The sequence below is a fragment of the Pseudomonas sp. PAMC25584 genome, from assembly GCF_058135675.1.
This window is the reverse complement of record NZ_CM176870.1, coordinates 2597725-2613300: the sequence shown is the minus strand read 5'-3', so window position 1 is coordinate 2613300 and position 15576 is coordinate 2597725. Positions and strand designations below refer to the sequence as shown.

The 15576-nt window shown below is 62.0% G+C and carries 17 protein-coding genes and 2 pseudogenes; 7 read left to right on the top strand and 12 right to left on the bottom strand.

All coding sequences use genetic code 11. The features are described from left to right. Nucleotides 1-51 precede the first annotated feature (51 nt). Nucleotides 52-825: an L-iditol 2-dehydrogenase gene (locus ACS5Q8_RS12130; protein ID WP_321860897.1), complete on the bottom strand. Its 774-nt coding sequence runs from the start codon at nt 823-825 to the stop codon at nt 52-54. A 291-nt stretch (nt 826-1116) separates the two neighbouring features. Here ACS5Q8_RS12130 and ACS5Q8_RS12125 point away from each other — a divergent pair, with 291 nt between their 5' ends. From ACS5Q8_RS12125 to ACS5Q8_RS12115, 3 genes are all read left to right on the top strand, one after another. After that, nucleotides 1117-2037, top strand: coding sequence for an AraC family transcriptional regulator (locus tag ACS5Q8_RS12125; RefSeq protein ID WP_426100954.1), 921 nt, complete (start codon nt 1117-1119; stop codon nt 2035-2037). A 172-nt stretch (nt 2038-2209) separates the two neighbouring features. Beyond that, nucleotides 2210-3157: a nucleoside-specific channel-forming protein Tsx gene (locus ACS5Q8_RS12120; protein WP_247408040.1), complete on the top strand. Its 948-nt coding sequence runs from the start codon at nt 2210-2212 to the stop codon at nt 3155-3157. Nucleotides 3158-3171: 14 nt separating this feature from the next. Beyond that, nucleotides 3172-4200 carry a purine-nucleoside phosphorylase gene (locus ACS5Q8_RS12115; protein WP_465160236.1) on the top strand — a complete coding sequence of 343 codons (1029 nt, stop codon included), beginning with the start codon at nt 3172-3174 and terminating at the stop codon, nt 4198-4200. A 48-nt stretch (nt 4201-4248) separates the two neighbouring features. Here the strand turns inward: ACS5Q8_RS12115 and ACS5Q8_RS12110 are convergent, their stop codons facing one another. From ACS5Q8_RS12110 to ACS5Q8_RS12085, 6 genes are all read right to left on the bottom strand, one after another. Then, nucleotides 4249-5208 (bottom strand): quinone oxidoreductase family protein, encoded by a 960-nt coding sequence (locus tag ACS5Q8_RS12110; protein ID WP_465160235.1) that lies wholly within the window; start codon nt 5206-5208, stop codon nt 4249-4251. Between the two features lie 30 nt (nt 5209-5238). Then, nucleotides 5239-5412 (bottom strand): DUF1427 family protein, encoded by a 174-nt coding sequence (locus tag ACS5Q8_RS12105; RefSeq protein ID WP_426100950.1) that lies wholly within the window; start codon nt 5410-5412, stop codon nt 5239-5241. A 91-nt stretch (nt 5413-5503) separates the two neighbouring features. Then, nucleotides 5504-6268, bottom strand: a complete 765-nt coding sequence (locus ACS5Q8_RS12100) for an AraC family transcriptional regulator (protein WP_465160234.1) — start codon at nt 6266-6268, stop codon at nt 5504-5506. Between the two features lie 75 nt (nt 6269-6343). Then, nucleotides 6344-6514: a metallothionein gene (locus ACS5Q8_RS12095; RefSeq protein WP_276197706.1), complete on the bottom strand. Its 171-nt coding sequence runs from the start codon at nt 6512-6514 to the stop codon at nt 6344-6346. Nucleotides 6515-6603: 89 nt separating this feature from the next. Continuing rightward, complete coding sequence (locus tag ACS5Q8_RS12090) at nt 6604-7056, bottom strand: DMT family transporter (RefSeq protein WP_276197705.1); 453 nt, start codon at nt 7054-7056, stop codon at nt 6604-6606. Between the two features lie 4 nt (nt 7057-7060). After that, nucleotides 7061-7549 (bottom strand): DMT family transporter, encoded by a 489-nt coding sequence (locus ACS5Q8_RS12085; RefSeq protein WP_276197704.1) that lies wholly within the window; start codon nt 7547-7549, stop codon nt 7061-7063. Nucleotides 7550-7666: 117 nt separating this feature from the next. Between ACS5Q8_RS12085 and ACS5Q8_RS12080 the strand changes: the two genes are divergently transcribed. The 3 genes from ACS5Q8_RS12080 to ACS5Q8_RS12070 all read left to right on the top strand — a co-directional run bounded on the left by ACS5Q8_RS12080 (nt 7667) and on the right by ACS5Q8_RS12070 (nt 9476). Beyond that, nucleotides 7667-8599 (top strand): LysR family transcriptional regulator, encoded by a 933-nt coding sequence (locus ACS5Q8_RS12080; protein ID WP_426100948.1) that lies wholly within the window; start codon nt 7667-7669, stop codon nt 8597-8599. A 143-nt stretch (nt 8600-8742) separates the two neighbouring features. Then, nucleotides 8743-9102 (top strand): type II toxin-antitoxin system Phd/YefM family antitoxin, encoded by a 360-nt coding sequence (locus tag ACS5Q8_RS12075; RefSeq protein WP_465160233.1) that lies wholly within the window; start codon nt 8743-8745, stop codon nt 9100-9102. After that, complete coding sequence (locus tag ACS5Q8_RS12070; RefSeq protein ID WP_443700738.1) at nt 9099-9476, top strand: type II toxin-antitoxin system VapC family toxin; 378 nt, start codon at nt 9099-9101, stop codon at nt 9474-9476. The genes ACS5Q8_RS12075 and ACS5Q8_RS12070 overlap by 4 nt, the downstream gene beginning before the upstream one ends. Before the next feature lie 26 nt (nt 9477-9502). Here ACS5Q8_RS12070 and ACS5Q8_RS12065 read toward each other — a convergent pair whose 3' ends face one another. The 5 genes and pseudogenes from ACS5Q8_RS12065 to ACS5Q8_RS12045 form a co-directional block, all read right to left on the bottom strand. Then, nucleotides 9503-10822, bottom strand: coding sequence for an Nramp family divalent metal transporter (locus ACS5Q8_RS12065; RefSeq protein ID WP_426100942.1), 1320 nt, complete (start codon nt 10820-10822; stop codon nt 9503-9505). Between the two features lie 41 nt (nt 10823-10863). Continuing rightward, nucleotides 10864-12417 (bottom strand): DUF726 domain-containing protein, encoded by a 1554-nt coding sequence (locus tag ACS5Q8_RS12060; protein ID WP_443700737.1) that lies wholly within the window; start codon nt 12415-12417, stop codon nt 10864-10866. A gap of 95 nt (nt 12418-12512) precedes the next feature. Continuing rightward, a pseudogene (locus tag ACS5Q8_RS12055) lies at nt 12513-12824 on the bottom strand (helix-turn-helix domain-containing protein); the annotation flags it as partial. Nucleotides 12825-12881: 57 nt separating this feature from the next. Beyond that, the gene (locus ACS5Q8_RS12050) at nt 12882-13187 is read right to left on the bottom strand and encodes an XRE family transcriptional regulator (RefSeq protein ID WP_465160232.1); all 306 of its coding nucleotides are present in this window, start codon (nt 13185-13187) and stop codon (nt 12882-12884) included. Next, a pseudogene (locus ACS5Q8_RS12045) lies at nt 13180-13486 on the bottom strand (type II toxin-antitoxin system RelE/ParE family toxin). Before ACS5Q8_RS12045 ends, ACS5Q8_RS12050 begins: the two are co-directional and overlap by 8 nt. 246 nt (nt 13487-13732) lie before the next feature. Here ACS5Q8_RS12045 and ACS5Q8_RS12040 point away from each other — a divergent pair. Next, nucleotides 13733-15541 carry a monovalent cation:proton antiporter-2 (CPA2) family protein gene (locus ACS5Q8_RS12040; protein ID WP_426100938.1) on the top strand — a complete coding sequence of 603 codons (1809 nt, stop codon included), beginning with the start codon at nt 13733-13735 and terminating at the stop codon, nt 15539-15541. Nucleotides 15542-15576: the final 35 nt, after the last annotated feature.

Below are 15576 nucleotides of genomic sequence, written 5' to 3'. Positions count from 1 at the left end.
TCCAATGTGGGACGGGGCTTGCTCGCTCCCACATGTTGATCGGTGTATGGCCTAACTCATCCAGTTACCGCCATCGACGTTGTAGGTCTGGGCGACGACATAGTCGGCGTCCTTCGACGCGAGGAAGATCGCCATACCGGTGAGGTCTTCAGCGGTGCCCATCCGCCCGAACGGCACCTCGTCGCCTACCCGCTTCTTTTTCTCGCCCGGCGCCAGGCCTTCGTGCTTGGCGAACAGCGCGTCCACCCCGTCCCAATGCTCGCCGTCGACCACACCCGGGGCGATGGCATTGACGTTGATGCCCTGCTTGATCAGGTTCAGCCCCGCCGATTGCGTGAGGCTGATCACCGCCGCCTTGCTCGCGCAGTACACCGCGACCAGCGGCTCGCCACGCCGCCCGGCCTGGCTGGCCATGTTGATGATCTTGCCGCCGTGGCCCTGGCGGATCATCTGCCGGGCTGCGGCCTGCAGGGTGAACAGCGTGCCGGCGACGTTGATCGAGAACAGCCGCTCGAAGCGCTCGCGGGTGATGTCGACAATCGGCGCCAGGTCGAACAGCGCGGCGTTGTTGATCAGGATATCCAGCCGGCCCGCATGGGCCACCACGGCGGCAATCGCGGCGTCGATGGAGGCCTGGTCGGTGACGTCCATCGCCACCGCGTAGGCCTGCGGGCCCAGTTCGGCCGCCGTGGCCTGGGCCCGTTGCAGGTCGATATCGGCGATGGCAACCGTCGCGCCTTCACCGATATAGGCCTGGGCAAAGGCGCGGCCGATGCCACGCGCCGATCCGGTGATCAGCGCGCTCTTACCTTCCAGTCGTTTCATGGGGTGCGTGTCCCTTGGGCATTTATTTGGGATAACCGGCGCGGTTCATCTCGCGCTCGGTGGTGGGCTGAGCCTGGAACCGGCAGTTTCCACCTGTTGTTTTTATCGGTGAGGGCCGATTACAGCAGCTTGGCCAGGCCCTCACAAACCCATGGCGAATGCTCGGCTGATACTTTTTTGACCCTAGACCCCAGCGCAAAAAAGTATCAGTACCGGGCAAAACCTTGGGTAGCGCCGCTGTCGCCAACCCGCGTATTTTGGGGCACTCCCCCAAGTACAAGAGGCATCACCATGCCCGTCAGTCGCGCCGAGCTGTTCGAGCACCGCCCCGCCGAACTCGAAGTGATCCTGCCCGAACCGGAGCACTGCTTTCGCTGGTTAGAACATGACTATCCCTACGAGCTGGCTCGCTGGAATCACCACCCCGAATTCGAGATCCACCTGATTCGCCAAGGCAGCGGCAAGTTGGTGGCGGGCGACTACATCGGCGCATTCAGTGCAGGGCATGTCGCGCTGATCGGCCCGGACCTGCCCCACGACTGGATCGGCGACCTGGCCCCCGGTGAGTACCTGAGCGGCCGCGATGTGGTGCTGCAATTCGATGGCGCCGCCCTCCTCGCCCTGCGCGAGACCCTGCCGGAACTCGGCGATTTGCAGGCGTTGTTCGAACAGGCCCGGCGCGGCCTGGCGTTCAGCGGCGAGACCGCTGTGCAGGCGGCCCAACTGATGGAAGACATCGGCCGCGCCCACGGCCTGCAACGCCTGATCCTGTTCCTGCAACTGCTCGACACCCTCAACAACGCCCCGCCGCCGCAGGTCCAGGCCCTGGCCAGCCCGTGCTACGCGCCGACCCTGGACGCGCGCAGCGCCGAGCGCATCAACAAAGCGTTCGACTACCTGATGCGTGAACTGACCGGCGATTTGCGCCTGTCGGTGATCGCCCGGCAACTGGAGATGAGCGAGCCGGGCTTCTCACGCTTCTTCAAGCGCAACACCGGCCATGGCTTTATCGACCTGATGCGCAAGTTCCGTATACAGCGGGCGTGCCGGCTGTTGCTGCAAAGCGAGCTGTCAGTGGCGGCTATCTGCTTTGAAGTGGGCTACGCCAACCTGTCCAATTTCAACCGGCACTTTCGCATCGAGATGCACCAGACGCCCAGCGAGTATCGGCGCGAAACCGCCATGCACCTGTTCAATCGCAGCGAAAAATGACACCGCGTCAATGCTGACCAAAAGGTCGATTAATTCCACTTTTTTCAAAGCAATTCAAGCCATTGAGTAAAGTTGGTACAGCCTGTGCAAACGTTTGCGTAACGAACTTGATCGCCAGGTTCACTCCAACCCGAAGAATCGGGTCTAAACCGCGAACGAATAGGGATTTTCAATGCACTCCACCTCAAGGCGTTCCGCTTCCTTTGGTGTCTCCCTGCTACTGAGCGCCGTTACGGGAGTACTCAGCCCGTCCATTCTGGCGCAGGAACAACCCGTCGATGACTCAGCACAGGGCGAAACCCTGAGCCCTGAAGCCAGCCCGACGAAAAAAGGCGCATACCTGTCGGACTGGTTCAACCAGGACCTGACATTGATCGGCAGCAAAGACATCAGCTTCGGCCCCAAGCCGGCCGATGACGTTTACCTGGAGTACGAGTACTTCGGCCGCAAGGGCCCGTTCGAACTGTACGGTTACATCGACGTGCCGAAGATCCTCGGCATCGGTAACAGCAATGACAAAGGTGCGTGGGATCATGGCTCGCCGCTGTTCATGGAGCACGAACCGCGGATCTCCATCGATTACCTGGCCGGGCGCAGCCTGGCGATCGGCCCGTTCAAGGAATGGTATGTGGCCTTTGACTGGATCTACGACCACGGCAGCAACACCGCCAACCGCGCCAACACCTTGTACAGCGGCCTCGGCACCGACATCGATACGCACTCGCGGGTCAACCTGTCCGCGAACTTCTATGGGCGTTACCAGTGGGAAAACTATGGCGCCAGCAATGAATACTCCTGGGACGGTTACCGTGCGCAGATGAAGTACATCGTGCCCATCGACACGTTCGACAACGGCGCCTCGCTGACCTACATCGGCTTCACCAACTACGATTTCGGCTCGGACCTGCACAAGGACAACCCGGCGCGCACCGCCAACGCGCTGGTAGCAACCAATGTGCTGCTGTATTCGTTCACCCACCTGCGCTTCACCCTGGTCGGTCGTTACTTTCATAACGGCGGTAACTGGGAAGATGGCAGCGAGTTGAATTTCGGCGACGGCAACTTCCGCGCCCGCTCCAACGGCTGGGGTTATTACGCCGGCGTGGGCTACCAATTCTGATCAAGGAGTCTTAGATGAAAGCGTTTAACCGTCTCTCGCTGGCCGTCGGCCTGGCCCTGCTGCCCCTCGTGGTGCTGGCGCAAGCGCCTGCGCCGATCAAACCGAAAGTGATGCTGATCACCATGTTCGCCCCCGAGGCGCAAACCTGGATCGATCGCCTGGCGCTCAAGCAGGAAGTCCGCGTGCCGGGCTTGTCCGCCGAATACCCGGTGATTCGTTGCAACACCGAAGAGGTGTGCCTGCTGGTGACCGGTATGGGCCAGACCAACGCCGCCGCGTCCACCCTGGCCCTGGCGTTATCGCCCAAGTTCGACCTGCGCCAGAGCTACTTTCTGATCGCCGGGATCGCCGGCATCAACCCCAAACACGGCACCATCGGCACGGCGGCCTGGGCCCATTACCTGGTGGAGTTCGGCACCCAATGGGAGCTGGATTCGCGGGATGCGCCCAAGGATTGGCCGACCGGCTACATCGGCATCAATACGAAGGGGCCCAACGAAAAACCGCCGCTGGACTACAAGACCGAAGTGTTCGAACTGAACCCGAAACTGCAGGCCAAGGCGTTTGCCCTGTCGCAGAAGGTGGAGCTGACGGAAAGCCAGGAATCCGCCGCCTGGCGTAAGCACTACCCTGCCGCACCGGCCAATCAGCCGCCGCAAGTCACCCGCTGCGACACACTGGCGGGCAACACCTGGTTCTCCGGCACGCGCCTGAGCGAGCGCGCCGAAGTCTGGACCCGCTTGCTCACAGACAACAAAGGCGAATACTGCACCACCCAGCAGGAAGACAACTCCACCTATGAAGCCCTGCTGCGCGCCAGTCGCGAGGGTCTGGTGGACATCCAGCGCCTGGCGGTGGTACGCGCCGGGTCGGATTTCGACCGGCCTTATCCGGGCTACAGCGAGGTGGATAACCTGCTGAAATATGCCGACCAGGGCGGGTTCGTCCCGGCGCTGGAGAACCTGTACCGCACGGGTAACCCGTTGGTCCAGGCGATCCTGAAGAACTGGTCGGCGTGGGAAAAAGGCGTGCCCGAAGCCTAATAAAAACCCCGATGTGGGAGCGGGTTTGCTCCCACATTTTTAACCGCGTCAGGGCAGGAAAACGATCTTATCGGCACTGCCTGCATTCACTTCTTCGTAGCATTTCTCCCCTTCAGCCAACGCTACTTCACGCAGGCCGGTCGGCAGCGGCAGCAGCCCTTGATCAAAGAAGCGCCCGAACTGCTCCAGCATCACCGCACACTGTTCGCAGGTGTAGAGCAACGAATTGATCCCCACCACCGAGCCGCCCTTGCGGTACAGGGCCAGGGCCGGCAGTTGCACATGGCCGTCGACTGGCGCTGCGATGATTGCGATGCGCCCGAACGGTGCCAGCCCGGCCACGGCGGCGGGTAACCAGAAACCGGTGGTATCGAAGATCACATCCGCGCCGCCCTTGAAGAGCGCATTGACCTGCGCGCCCAAGTCCTCCGGCTGGCCCAGCACAATCGCCTCGAAACCCTGCGCCTGCAACACCCCGACCTGCTCAGGGCGCCGCACCGCCGCCAGGATCTGTGCCCCGCGAATTTTCGCCAAGGCCAACGCCGCACTGCCGACAGCACCGTTCGCACCGATAACCAACACCCGCGTCCCCTCGCCGACACCGCTGCGCTCCAGGGCGTCCCAGGCGGTGGTGTACGGCACGCCGAGGCTGGCGGCCTGGGCAAAACTCAAGTGCGTGGGTTTGTGGGCCACGCCCTTGGCGGACACGGTGAGGTACTGGGCGTGGGAACCGTCGGCGAAGAAACCAAGGTCACGCCCGGTGCCCCAGACCGCCTGCCCCACCCATTCCTGTGGGCCTTCGACCACCACGCCGGCAAAGTCGCGACCGGGAATGCGCGGCAGCGTGGTGTAGGGAAAGCGCCCGAGCACATTCTTCGCGTCGCTGGGGTTAAGACCGGCGGCCTTGATCTGTACCAGCACTTCACCGGCGGCGGGTACCGGGGTGGCCACATCGACGAAACGCAGGGTGGAGAGGTCGCCGGTGGCGGTAAATTGCAGCGCTTTCATGAGCGGCATCCATCAAAGGGGAAAGGACATTCAGGACAACCAACCACTGACCAACTGGCGCCCCATGGGCCACAGTTTTTCGCCGACCAGCATGCCCATCAGGCCTACCAGTGCGATAGCCGGCGGCGCGGGCGAGCGGAAGTCCAGCGCGCCGTAGATCACGCCGACAAACAGGCCAATGGCAAGGGAGATCAGGTAATTCATGGGGAGCCGCGCCTGGTGGTTGGATGGCGCTTAGTGTAGGAAGCCGCCGCCCACCTCGTCGGCCAAGTGCTTCAGAATTTCGGCCAAACCCTCAACCGCTGTACTGCGACGGCGCCACCCCGAGTTCCCGACGGAACATGTCGCTGAAACTGCTGGGCGAGTAACCCAGGGATCGCGCAATAGCGCTGACTGGCTGGCCCTGGGTCAACTCGGCCACCGCCGTGGCCAGTTGCACCTGGCGGCGCCATTGCGCAAAGCCCATCCCCAGGTGGTTCTGGAACAGCCGCGCCAAGGTACGCACGCTGGCACCGGCGGCCTCGGCATGATGTTCGAAGGGAATCGCCAGGGACGGCGCAGCCATGACCGCCTGGCAGACATTGATCAGGCGGCGGTCGGCCTCCAGCGGCATGGCGATGCGGATTGACGCGCGGCGTGCGCGCTGCAGCTCCAGCAAGGCCAGGCCGACCACCGCGTCGTAATAGACGGCATCGCCACTGTCGCCCTGCTCCACCAGCGTGACGATCAACTCGCGCAGCAGCCCGCCGACTTCAATCACATGCACCTGGCTGTCCAGCGTCGCCGCCAATGCCGGGCGCAGGTAGATATTGCGCATCTGCAAATCCGAAACCACACGTATCCCGTGTTCCACACCCGGCGGCAGCCAGACGGCTCGTTGGGGCGGCACCACCAGCGCTTCGCGTGGCGTCTCGACCCACATCACGCCGCTCATGGCATAGAGCAACTGGCCCCAATCATGGCGATGGGGTTCCACATACAAACCGCGCGGGTAAGTACGCGCCAGCCGCTGCACGGGGAAGGCGTGATCACTGAGGTCGGGGGGCGCGGCCAGGGCCATGGGTACACATCCGGCAAAGGTGAGCGGCCATGGTAATGACCAGCGCCCGACAAGCCGAGTGAATTTTTACCGCGTTCAGCCGCCAGCCGACTTGGCGCATTCGCAGCCTGTCGCCGCCGCACACGGCTCACCATGCGCATGGTGTTCGGCGCAGCCCTGGCAGCAATAGCCCTTACCGTCTTTCATCACCGCATCCTTTCCTAGCACACACTTGCAGTGTGGGCAGGCACAGGTTGTATCTGGCATGGTCAAACTCCTTCGTCATGGTCGTCCCGGTGCGGCGAGCGCCGACACCTTTAGCAGTGACTGCCGCCCGACGCGGAGGGTTCCAACCATCAGTCGGTGCGGGTATTGCTGCGGTACATGAACACCAGCGCCAGTGCCAGGCAGGCCATCGCCACGATCCGGCTGCCCGACAGCTCGATGGCCGGGTTGCCCAGCCAGCCGAAGTTATCGATCAGCATGCCCATGCCCAATTGCCCGACGATCACCGCCACGGTGGCGACTGCCGCACCGACCACCGGCACCGCGCCGACCATCACCATCATGTACACCACCCCGAACAGGGCGCCGGTCAGTTGCCACTTCGGTACGTCCAGCAGGCTCACGGCCTGGGGCGGTTCGAAGAAGAAAATCAACAGCGCGGTCGTCAGCGCGCCCACCGTAAAGGTCAGCAAGCTGCTGCGCAACACGCCCACCGTCTGGCCCAAACGGCCATTGATCGCCGCCTGCACACTCAACACCGCACCTGCGGCGATCACCAGTACCAACAACAGAGTCAAATTCATCGCCTTAGCCTCGTGCAATCAAAACAAGCGCCGCCACAATCAACGCCAACGCAATCCAGCGCTCGCCGTTGACCCGCTTGCGCGCGGTGCCGAACCAGCCGAAATGGTCGATCAGCACGCTCTTGCCGACCTGCCCCGAGAGAATCGCGATCATCGTCATCGCGATGCCGATATGCGGCGTGGCCAGGGTCAGCACCACCACGTACATCGGCCCCAGGAACCCGCCGATCAACTGCCAGCGCGGCAGATCGGTCAACGCCGGGCCCTTTTGCGGGCCGCTGAACAACAACAGCACATACAAAATCGCCGAGCCGACGCCAAAAATGCTCAAGGTCGCCCACAAATGCCCGACCTGCACACCCAGCGGGCCGAGCAAACCGGCCTCCACTGACAAGCCCATGCCGGCGAAGATCACCAGGGGCAACAACAGCAACCGCAGAAGGTTTTTTTTCGGCCCGGCCTGCGCCGCACCCTCGATAGAACTGGCTTGCATACATCACCTGCGTGTCAAAAAAGGAAACCTGGCGCGCATTATCCGGTGGCCGTGCTGTGCGATAAATGGGAGCATACGTACAACACCTTTGTGCAAAACGCACAGCCTGGAGGCATGATGCAGGGCTTGAATGAATTGAGTTTCAAGGCGCTGCGCCTGTTCGTCGCGGTGCTGGACCACGGCAGTTTTTCCGAAGTGGCGCGCCGTGAGGGCCTGGCGCCCTCTTCCATTTCCCGGCAGATCCAACAGATGGAACAGGCGCTCGGGCAACAGTTGCTCTATCGCCACACCCGTGCGGTCAGCCCCACCGAAGCCGGGCGCCTGCTCGGGCGGCACGCACGCTTGATGCTGGAACAACTGGAGGCCGCCGGCCAGGCCCTGCAAGAACAGGAAAGCGAGCCCAGCGGCCTGGTGCGGATCAACGCGCCGATGGTGTTTGGTCAACGCCACCTTTCACCGTGGCTGGGGGAGTTGTGCCGGCGCTATCCGAAGCTGCAGTTGGATATCCAGCAAACCGACACCTACGTCGACCCGCTGCAAGACGGCACCGACCTGCTATTTCGCATCGGCGTACTCAACGACTCGGGCATGCAGGCGCGCATCTTCGCCCCCCAGCGCTTTCGCATCGCCGCCAGCCCGGCGTACCTGGCAGAACATGGCACCCCCGGCCACCCCGACGAACTGGTTAACCACCAGTGCCTGGCCTACAAAGGCATCACCGGCCAGCAGCGCTGGTTCTTCCGCCGCGACCAGGGCGACTGGACGCCCTACAGCGTCAAAGGCCCCATCACCGGCAACCACGCCGACACCCTGACCCACGCCGCCGAACAGGGCCTGGGGCTGGTGGTGTTTCCCTCGTGGCTGATCGGTGAAAGCCTGCGCGCCGGCACCTTGCAGGCGGTGCTGACGGAATACGACGTGGCGACCACCCTGGAGCCGCAGCAGATTGCAGCGTTGTGGCCCGGGAGTCGGCGGTTGTCGTTGAAGGTGCGCACGGTGATTGATTATTTTGTGGAGTGTTTTGGAGCGGTGCCGTATTGGGATCGATAAGCGAGCGAGATCCGCCACAACCACGCTCATGAGGAAAACGCCTCGCGGCTAAATGTAGGTCCGTTCCGTTTTTTCGGGCCACTATTCCTAAGCCCCCCAACGCTGCGACAGACTTTGGCGAATTCCTTGTTCGGAGAAATGCCATGGATGTCATGAACCGCTACCCGTCGCACTCAAAACGGTTGGCGTCAACCAGCGGTCAGGCCGTCTTTGATAGCGCCAGCAGTTTTGGCTATATTTGGCCAAAATATGCGGAGAGCCACATGATGACCGTCCCGCTGGCTGAAGCAAAAAACATGCTGTCAAAACTGGTTGATGAGGCGGCTGCCGGCAACATCATCACTATCTCCAAGCATGGACGGGCGATGGCACAGCTTGTCCCTGTCGGAAAATCCAAAGGCCAGCGGATTGGCGCCATGAAAGGCAAGTTGGTGATCCCGGATGGCTTTGACACGCCTTTGTCTGACGACCTCCTCGATGCGTTCCAAGGCACTCATTCATGAGAGTGCTGCTGGATACCCACATCCTGCTGTGGACGTTGAACGACGACCCCAAGCTATCCAGCAAAGCCCGAAAGCTGATTGAACATGCGGCAGAGATCTACGTCAGTGCCGCCACATTCTGGGAACTGGCGATCAAGGTAGGCTTGGGGAAACTCACTGTCGATCTGGATGACATCCGTGAGTACTGCCTGCAAAGCGGTTTCGTCGAACTCCCCATCACGTCAGAACACGCTATTGCCGTAAAGGATCTTGAGCCTCATCACAAAGACCCTTTCGATCGGCTCATCGTTGCAACCGCCATGAGCGAACCGATGAAGCTATTGACCGCCGATCCGCAGGTTGCCCAATACACATCGCTGGCGATCCTGGTGTAGATCGCCCAAGCGCCGCGAGCCTTGGATCAAAACAACCACTGCGCGATCAACCACGCGTTTGCCCCACTGATCAGCGCAAACAGAAACCACGCCAGCAACCGCGTCGGCAGGCGGTTGACGAACGGGCCCATCAGTTGCGCGTCGCCGGTCATGCGGATCAGCGGATACAGCGCAAACGGCAACTGCAGGCTGAGCACCACCTGGCTGAGAATCAGCAGTTTGCCAATGGCATCGTCGCCCATCAGCCACACCCCCACAAACGCCGGGATCAGCGCCAGCCCACGGGTGATCAGGCGGCGCTGCCAGCAGGGAATACGCAGGTTAAGGTAGCCCTCCATGATCACTTGCCCGGCGATGGTGCCGGTGAAGGTGGAACTCTGCCCGGAGGCCAGCAAGGCGACGCCGAACAGAATGCTGGCGAAGGCGCCGCCGACCAGCGGATCGAGCAAATGGTAGGCGTCCTGGATCTCGACCACATCCGCATGCCCGGTTTTATGGAACGCGGCGGCGGCCAGTATCAGGATCGCGGCGTTGACCAGCAACGCCAGGGCCAGGGAGCCGATGGTGTCGATACGCGCCAGCTTGACCGCGTCCTGCTTGCTGGCGAGGTCTTTGCCGATCAGCCGGGTTTGCACGATCGAGCTGTGCAGGTAGAGGTTATGCGGCATGACCGTGGCGCCGAGGATACCAATCGCCAGGTACAACGGCGCGGCATCGCTGATGGCCGACAGCGACGGCGCGAAACCGCTGAACACGTCCGGCCAGTAGGGTTTGATCAGCATCAGTTCGATGAAGAAGCACACGCCGATGGTCGCGACCAGCGCCAGCATGATCGCTTCCAGGCGGCGGAAACCGCGATTTTGCAGGGCCAGGACCAACAGCGTGTCAAACGCCGTGATGACAATACCGGTGGTCAACGAAACACCCAGCAGCAAGTGAAAAGCCAGGGCGCAGCCAAGCACTTCGGCGAGGTCGGTGGCAATGATGGAAATTTCCGCCAACACCCACTGGGTGCGGGCCGAGCGCTGGCTATAGCGTTCGCGGCACAGTTGCGCCAGGTCCTTGCCGGTGGCGATGCCCAGGCGCGAGCACAGGCACTGCACCACCATGCCCGCCAGGCTGGCCAGCAGCACCACAAACAGCAGGTTGTAGCCGTAGCGCGAACCGGCCTCGATGGCCGTGGCCCAGTTGCCCGGGTCCATGTAGCCAATGGAAATCAGCAAGCCGGGGCCGGCAAACATCAGCATCCGTTTGAAAAACGACGCCTTGGGATCGACGATGACAGAGCCGGCCACTTCAGGCGGGCAGAACGGAGCGGTAGCGATTTTCGGCAGGCTGAATTTCACGCAGTATTCCAGGCAAACACATTAGGCAAGCCCGCAGCTTATCAGTCGGACGTAACCGTGCGCATCACCGTGTCTCGCGGCAGGTCAAACGCTTCGACCACTTGCACCACCAGGTCCATTTCCTGGTTCAATGCTTCGCGCTCCATGCGCTGGCGGATCACCCCGATCACCAGCACCGCCAAGGTTGTGATCGAATACGCCGGGCCGGAAAACGCGCGCACCCCACTCACCAACAACATCGCCGCCGCCAGCGCCTGGCCCACCAGCGGAATCGCCGTGGCCGCGCCGCGCCGCAGGATAAACCCAGTGAGCCCCGCCAACGCCGTACCGCTCAACGCCGTGGCAGCCGAACGGCCGAGATCGATGCGATGGAACAAGCCCTGCTCCTTTTGCGCCGCCGCCTGAAGCTCGGCATCGAACGCCTGGCGGTCGGCATGGCTGAGTTTGTCCTTGTATTGCTCGATCAGTGTTTCCGCGACCTGCGCTTCGATGTCCGCCAGCGCGACGGTCTCCATCGGCTCATCGAACTTGATCCCCAGCCGCTGCGCCACATCCTCGGCGATCTGGCGATAACCCACGCCGTGCCCCCGGGCGAGGTTCATGAAGCTGTCACCGCCCATGCGCTGCAACTCGATGGCCAACTTCAATGGCTCACGCACCGCCGCATCAATCGAGGCGCTGCGCTTTTGCGCGATCAATTCGGCGAGGAATTTCAGCTCGTCCGGGCGCGCCTGCACCAACGCCGGGAACAGTTCGCCATCGTCTTCGGCAAAGCGCACTTCGGTACTGCGCTGGTCGGCACGGATCATGCCGCGTCGCTCCTGCAGCAGGTCGGTGTACTGCACCACCGTCTGCAACTGTGGCCAATAGGCCGCGTGATCAAAGCTGGCCAGGTGAACGTTGGTCACCTTGGCCTTGAGCGCGGGCGTGATCGGGATGGCATAGCGGCCGATGCAACGCTCGGTATCCGGTTTCATCGCCAGGGCCCAGTCCTTGCTGGAATGACAGTTGATCACCCGCCCCGAGAGCGGTGCGCACACTTCATCCCAAGGGCTCGACGTGCAGATCGCCCCTCCCATCAACAGCAAATTGTTCAACGGCAGTTCGCGGGCGGTGTCGGGGTTGGCCAACACGCTCTTGACCAGGATGCGCGCGCCGAGGGAATGGCCGATCAAGTTGATGCGCCGCACCTGCAGCGACTCGCCGTGGAGGAACTCGGCCAATTCCGGCAACAGGCTGCGGGCCACTTCATCCACCCGGGCCTCGACACTTTTGTAATGGTCGAGAAAATACCCAATCGCCTTGCCCACCCCCACCGTCGCAGCGCCCAGGCCACCACCGCCGAGCATCGCGGTGATCACGTCCTTGAACGGCGCAAACAGGTTTTCCAGAAAATGCCCGGCAGGCCAGAACAGCATCAGGTTGGTCGAACCCTCGATACGTGCCAGTTGCGCCGTGAAGTTGCCCAGTTGCTGCCGGTCAAAGAACGCCGAGTAACCGTGAACATAGAGATTGAGCACGTCCCCCTGAGGCTCGCCGCACAGTACGAACGTGGGCTTGCGGGTACGGTGCATTTCATCCCACTGGTGCTGCATGGGCCGGTGACTCCTGGTGACGAGAGACGGCGATAGTAACAAAGGGCGGTGCCACAGGAAGATGAATCCTGACGGGCGTGGACGGCACAAGGGGCTCAGAACAACGCCGCCGCCTTTGATTTAGCCAGATAACGCGCCGGGGTATCGCCCAGGTTGCGCCGGAACAGCGCAGTGAACGCGCTGGCACTGCTGAAGCCCAACTCAAACGCCACGTCGGTGATGGACACGCCGTGGCTGAGCCGGGCGGTGGCTTCCAGCAGGCAGACTTGCTGGCGCCAGGAGACGAACGTCATGCCCGTGTTCTCAAGGAAATGCCGGGGAAAGGTGCGTCGACTCATGCTCGACCAAGCGGCCATTTCGTCAATGGAGACACTTTGCGTAGGCGCCTCAAGAAATCGTTGGCAGGCTCACGGGACTGGCCGTAGGGTTGTACCGCACGCCCGCAAGTGCGCATGGCAAAACACTCAGCCAGCGAAATTGTCGATCTTCACCGGACCATCGGGAAACGTCGCGATAATTTCCAGCTCGCCGCCCATCGCGCGGAGGTAGTCGCGCAGCGTGCTGATGTACATGTCGGTGCGCCGCTCCATCTTGGAGACCGCGGCCTGGTTGATATTCAGTGCTTTGGCCAGGCTGGCCTGGCTCAACTGTTGAGCCTTGCGCAGTTCATGCAGGGGCATCTCTTTCAAGTGCTGCTGGAATAGCTGCTCTGCATCGGCGCGCGACTCGGGCGTCATGCGCGCTTGCAGTTCAGCGAATTTTTTAGCCATGGTTGCGGCCCTCTTTACCCAGTGTTTTCAAATGTTCGTCATACAGCTTTTCTGCCGCGGGGACGTGCTCGTCGTACCATCGATGTTGCCCGCGCTTATCGCCACCGATCAGCAATACCGCGCAGTTCCCGCAGGTGCCCGTATCGAGAGCCTTTGATATCGCTGCTGTGAGGAAAGCCCAGCCCTGGCCCGAAAAGCCCCAGCAGATCAAAGCTGGCAGATACCGACACCTGCGCCTTTGCATCCAGACCATTCCACCAGTTGCCGAATTCATCCGTGTATTCAATGTCCCAATCCATGCAAATATTCCACCCAAGGAATATAAACTCAAGAACATAACGCTAGAAGACCAATGGGACAGACCGCCACCCGATCCCCCGGGAAAATTGTTTGTACATCCTTCCGACACGCCCGCGAGAACGCGGTCGCCCAGCAGAAAATCCCGCGCCTTGCACGATCACGCACTGCAAAAACACAATTATCGACAGGTAAAAAGCGCTCTAATAGCCGCCTGTTGACTGGTTTTAAAGATTTTGGAGTTCGCAATGCCCCATGAAGGCAACCTGTTACAAGCAGCCGTGGTGTTCCTGCTCGCCGCCGTGCTGACCGTGCCCCTGGCCAAGCGCCTGCAATTGGGCGCGGTGCTGGGCTATCTGTTCGCCGGTGTCATCATCGGCCCGTCGGTGCTGGGGTTGATCGGTAACCCGCAAAGCGTCGCGCAGTTCTCGGAGCTGGGTGTGGTGTTGCTGCTGTTCATCATCGGCCTGGAGTTGTCGCCGAAACGTTTATGGGTGATGCGCAAGGCGGTGTTCGGCGTCGGCCTGGCCCAGGTGCTGCTCACCGGCCTGGTGATGGGCGGGGTGGCGCTGTGGCTGTTTGGCCAGTCGTGGAACAGCGCGATCGTGCTCGGCCTGGGCCTGGCGCTGTCGTCCACCGCTTTTGGCCTGCAAAGCCTGGCCGAGCGCAAGGAATTGAACCAGCCCCACGGGCGCCTGGCCTTTGCGATTTTGCTGTTCCAGGACATTGCGGCGATCCCGCTGATTGCCATGGTGCCGTTGCTCGCCGGGGGCGATCACCCAAGCACGCAGGCCCAGGGCGTGCAGCACGTGTTGCAGATCCTCGGCAGCATCGCCGTGGTGATCATCGGCGGGCGCTATATGTTGCGCCCGGTGTTTCGCATCGTCGCCAAGACTGGCCTGCGCGAAGTGTCCACGGCCACCGCGTTGCTGGTGGTGATCGGCACCGCCTGGCTGATGGAACTGGTGGGTGTGTCCATGGCCCTGGGGGCCTTCCTCGCCGGCCTGCTGCTGGCCGACTCGGAATACCGCCACGAGCTGGAGTCCCAGATCGAACCGTTCAAGGGCCTGCTGCTGGGCCTGTTTTTCATCAGCGTGGGCATGGGCGCCAACCTCAGCCTGCTGCTCAGCTCGCCGCTGGTGGTGATCGGCCTGACCCTGCTGTTGATCGGCCTGAAACTGCCGCTGCTGTATGCCGTCGGCCGACTGGTGGGCGATCTCAACCGCGAGAGCGCCTTGCGCCTGGGCGTGGTGCTGGCCGCAGGCGGTGAATTCGCCTTCGTGGTGTTCAAGATCGGCCGCGACCAGGGCCTGTTCGAACCGCACCTGTACGACATCCTGGTGCTGACCATCACCCTGTCGATGGCCGTGACGCCACTGCTGTTGCTGGTCTGCCCGAAACTGTTCAAGCCCAGGGTCAAACCCGTGGAAGTCCCCGAGGAATATCGCACCATCCAAAGCGATGCACCGCGCGTGGTTATCGCCGGCATGGGCCGTATGGGTCAGATCGTCGCGCGAATCCTGCGCGCGCAAAACATTTCGTTTATCGCGCTGGACACCTCGGTGGAAACCATCGAGCTGACCCGCAGTTTCGGCGGCATGCCGGTGTTCTACGGCGACCCGCAACGTCCGGAAATCCTGCACGCAGCCAAGGTCGACCGGGCAGAGTTCTTCGTCATCGCCATGGATGACCCGGAGATCAACATCAAAACCGCCGAACTGGTGCGCAGCCTCTATCCGCACATGAAGATCATCGCTCGCGCCCGTAACCGTCAGCACGTCCACCGCCTGGTGGACCTCGACGCGTCACCGGTGCGCGAAACCTTCTATTCCAGCCTGGAGATGAGCCGCCGCACCCTGGTGGGTCTCGGCCTGAGCCAGGCCCAGGCCGACGCACGCATCACCCGCTTCAAGAACCACGACCTGCAAGTCCTCGCCGCCCAGCACGCGGTGTACGACGACGCGGCCAAGGTCATGCAGACCGCCCAGGAAGCGCGTGCAGAACTGGCGCGGTTGTTTGAGATGGACCGGCTTGAGGAAGAGTCCGACAAGGTGTGATCGCGTGGATGAACGATCTTGCGAATTTTCTGACA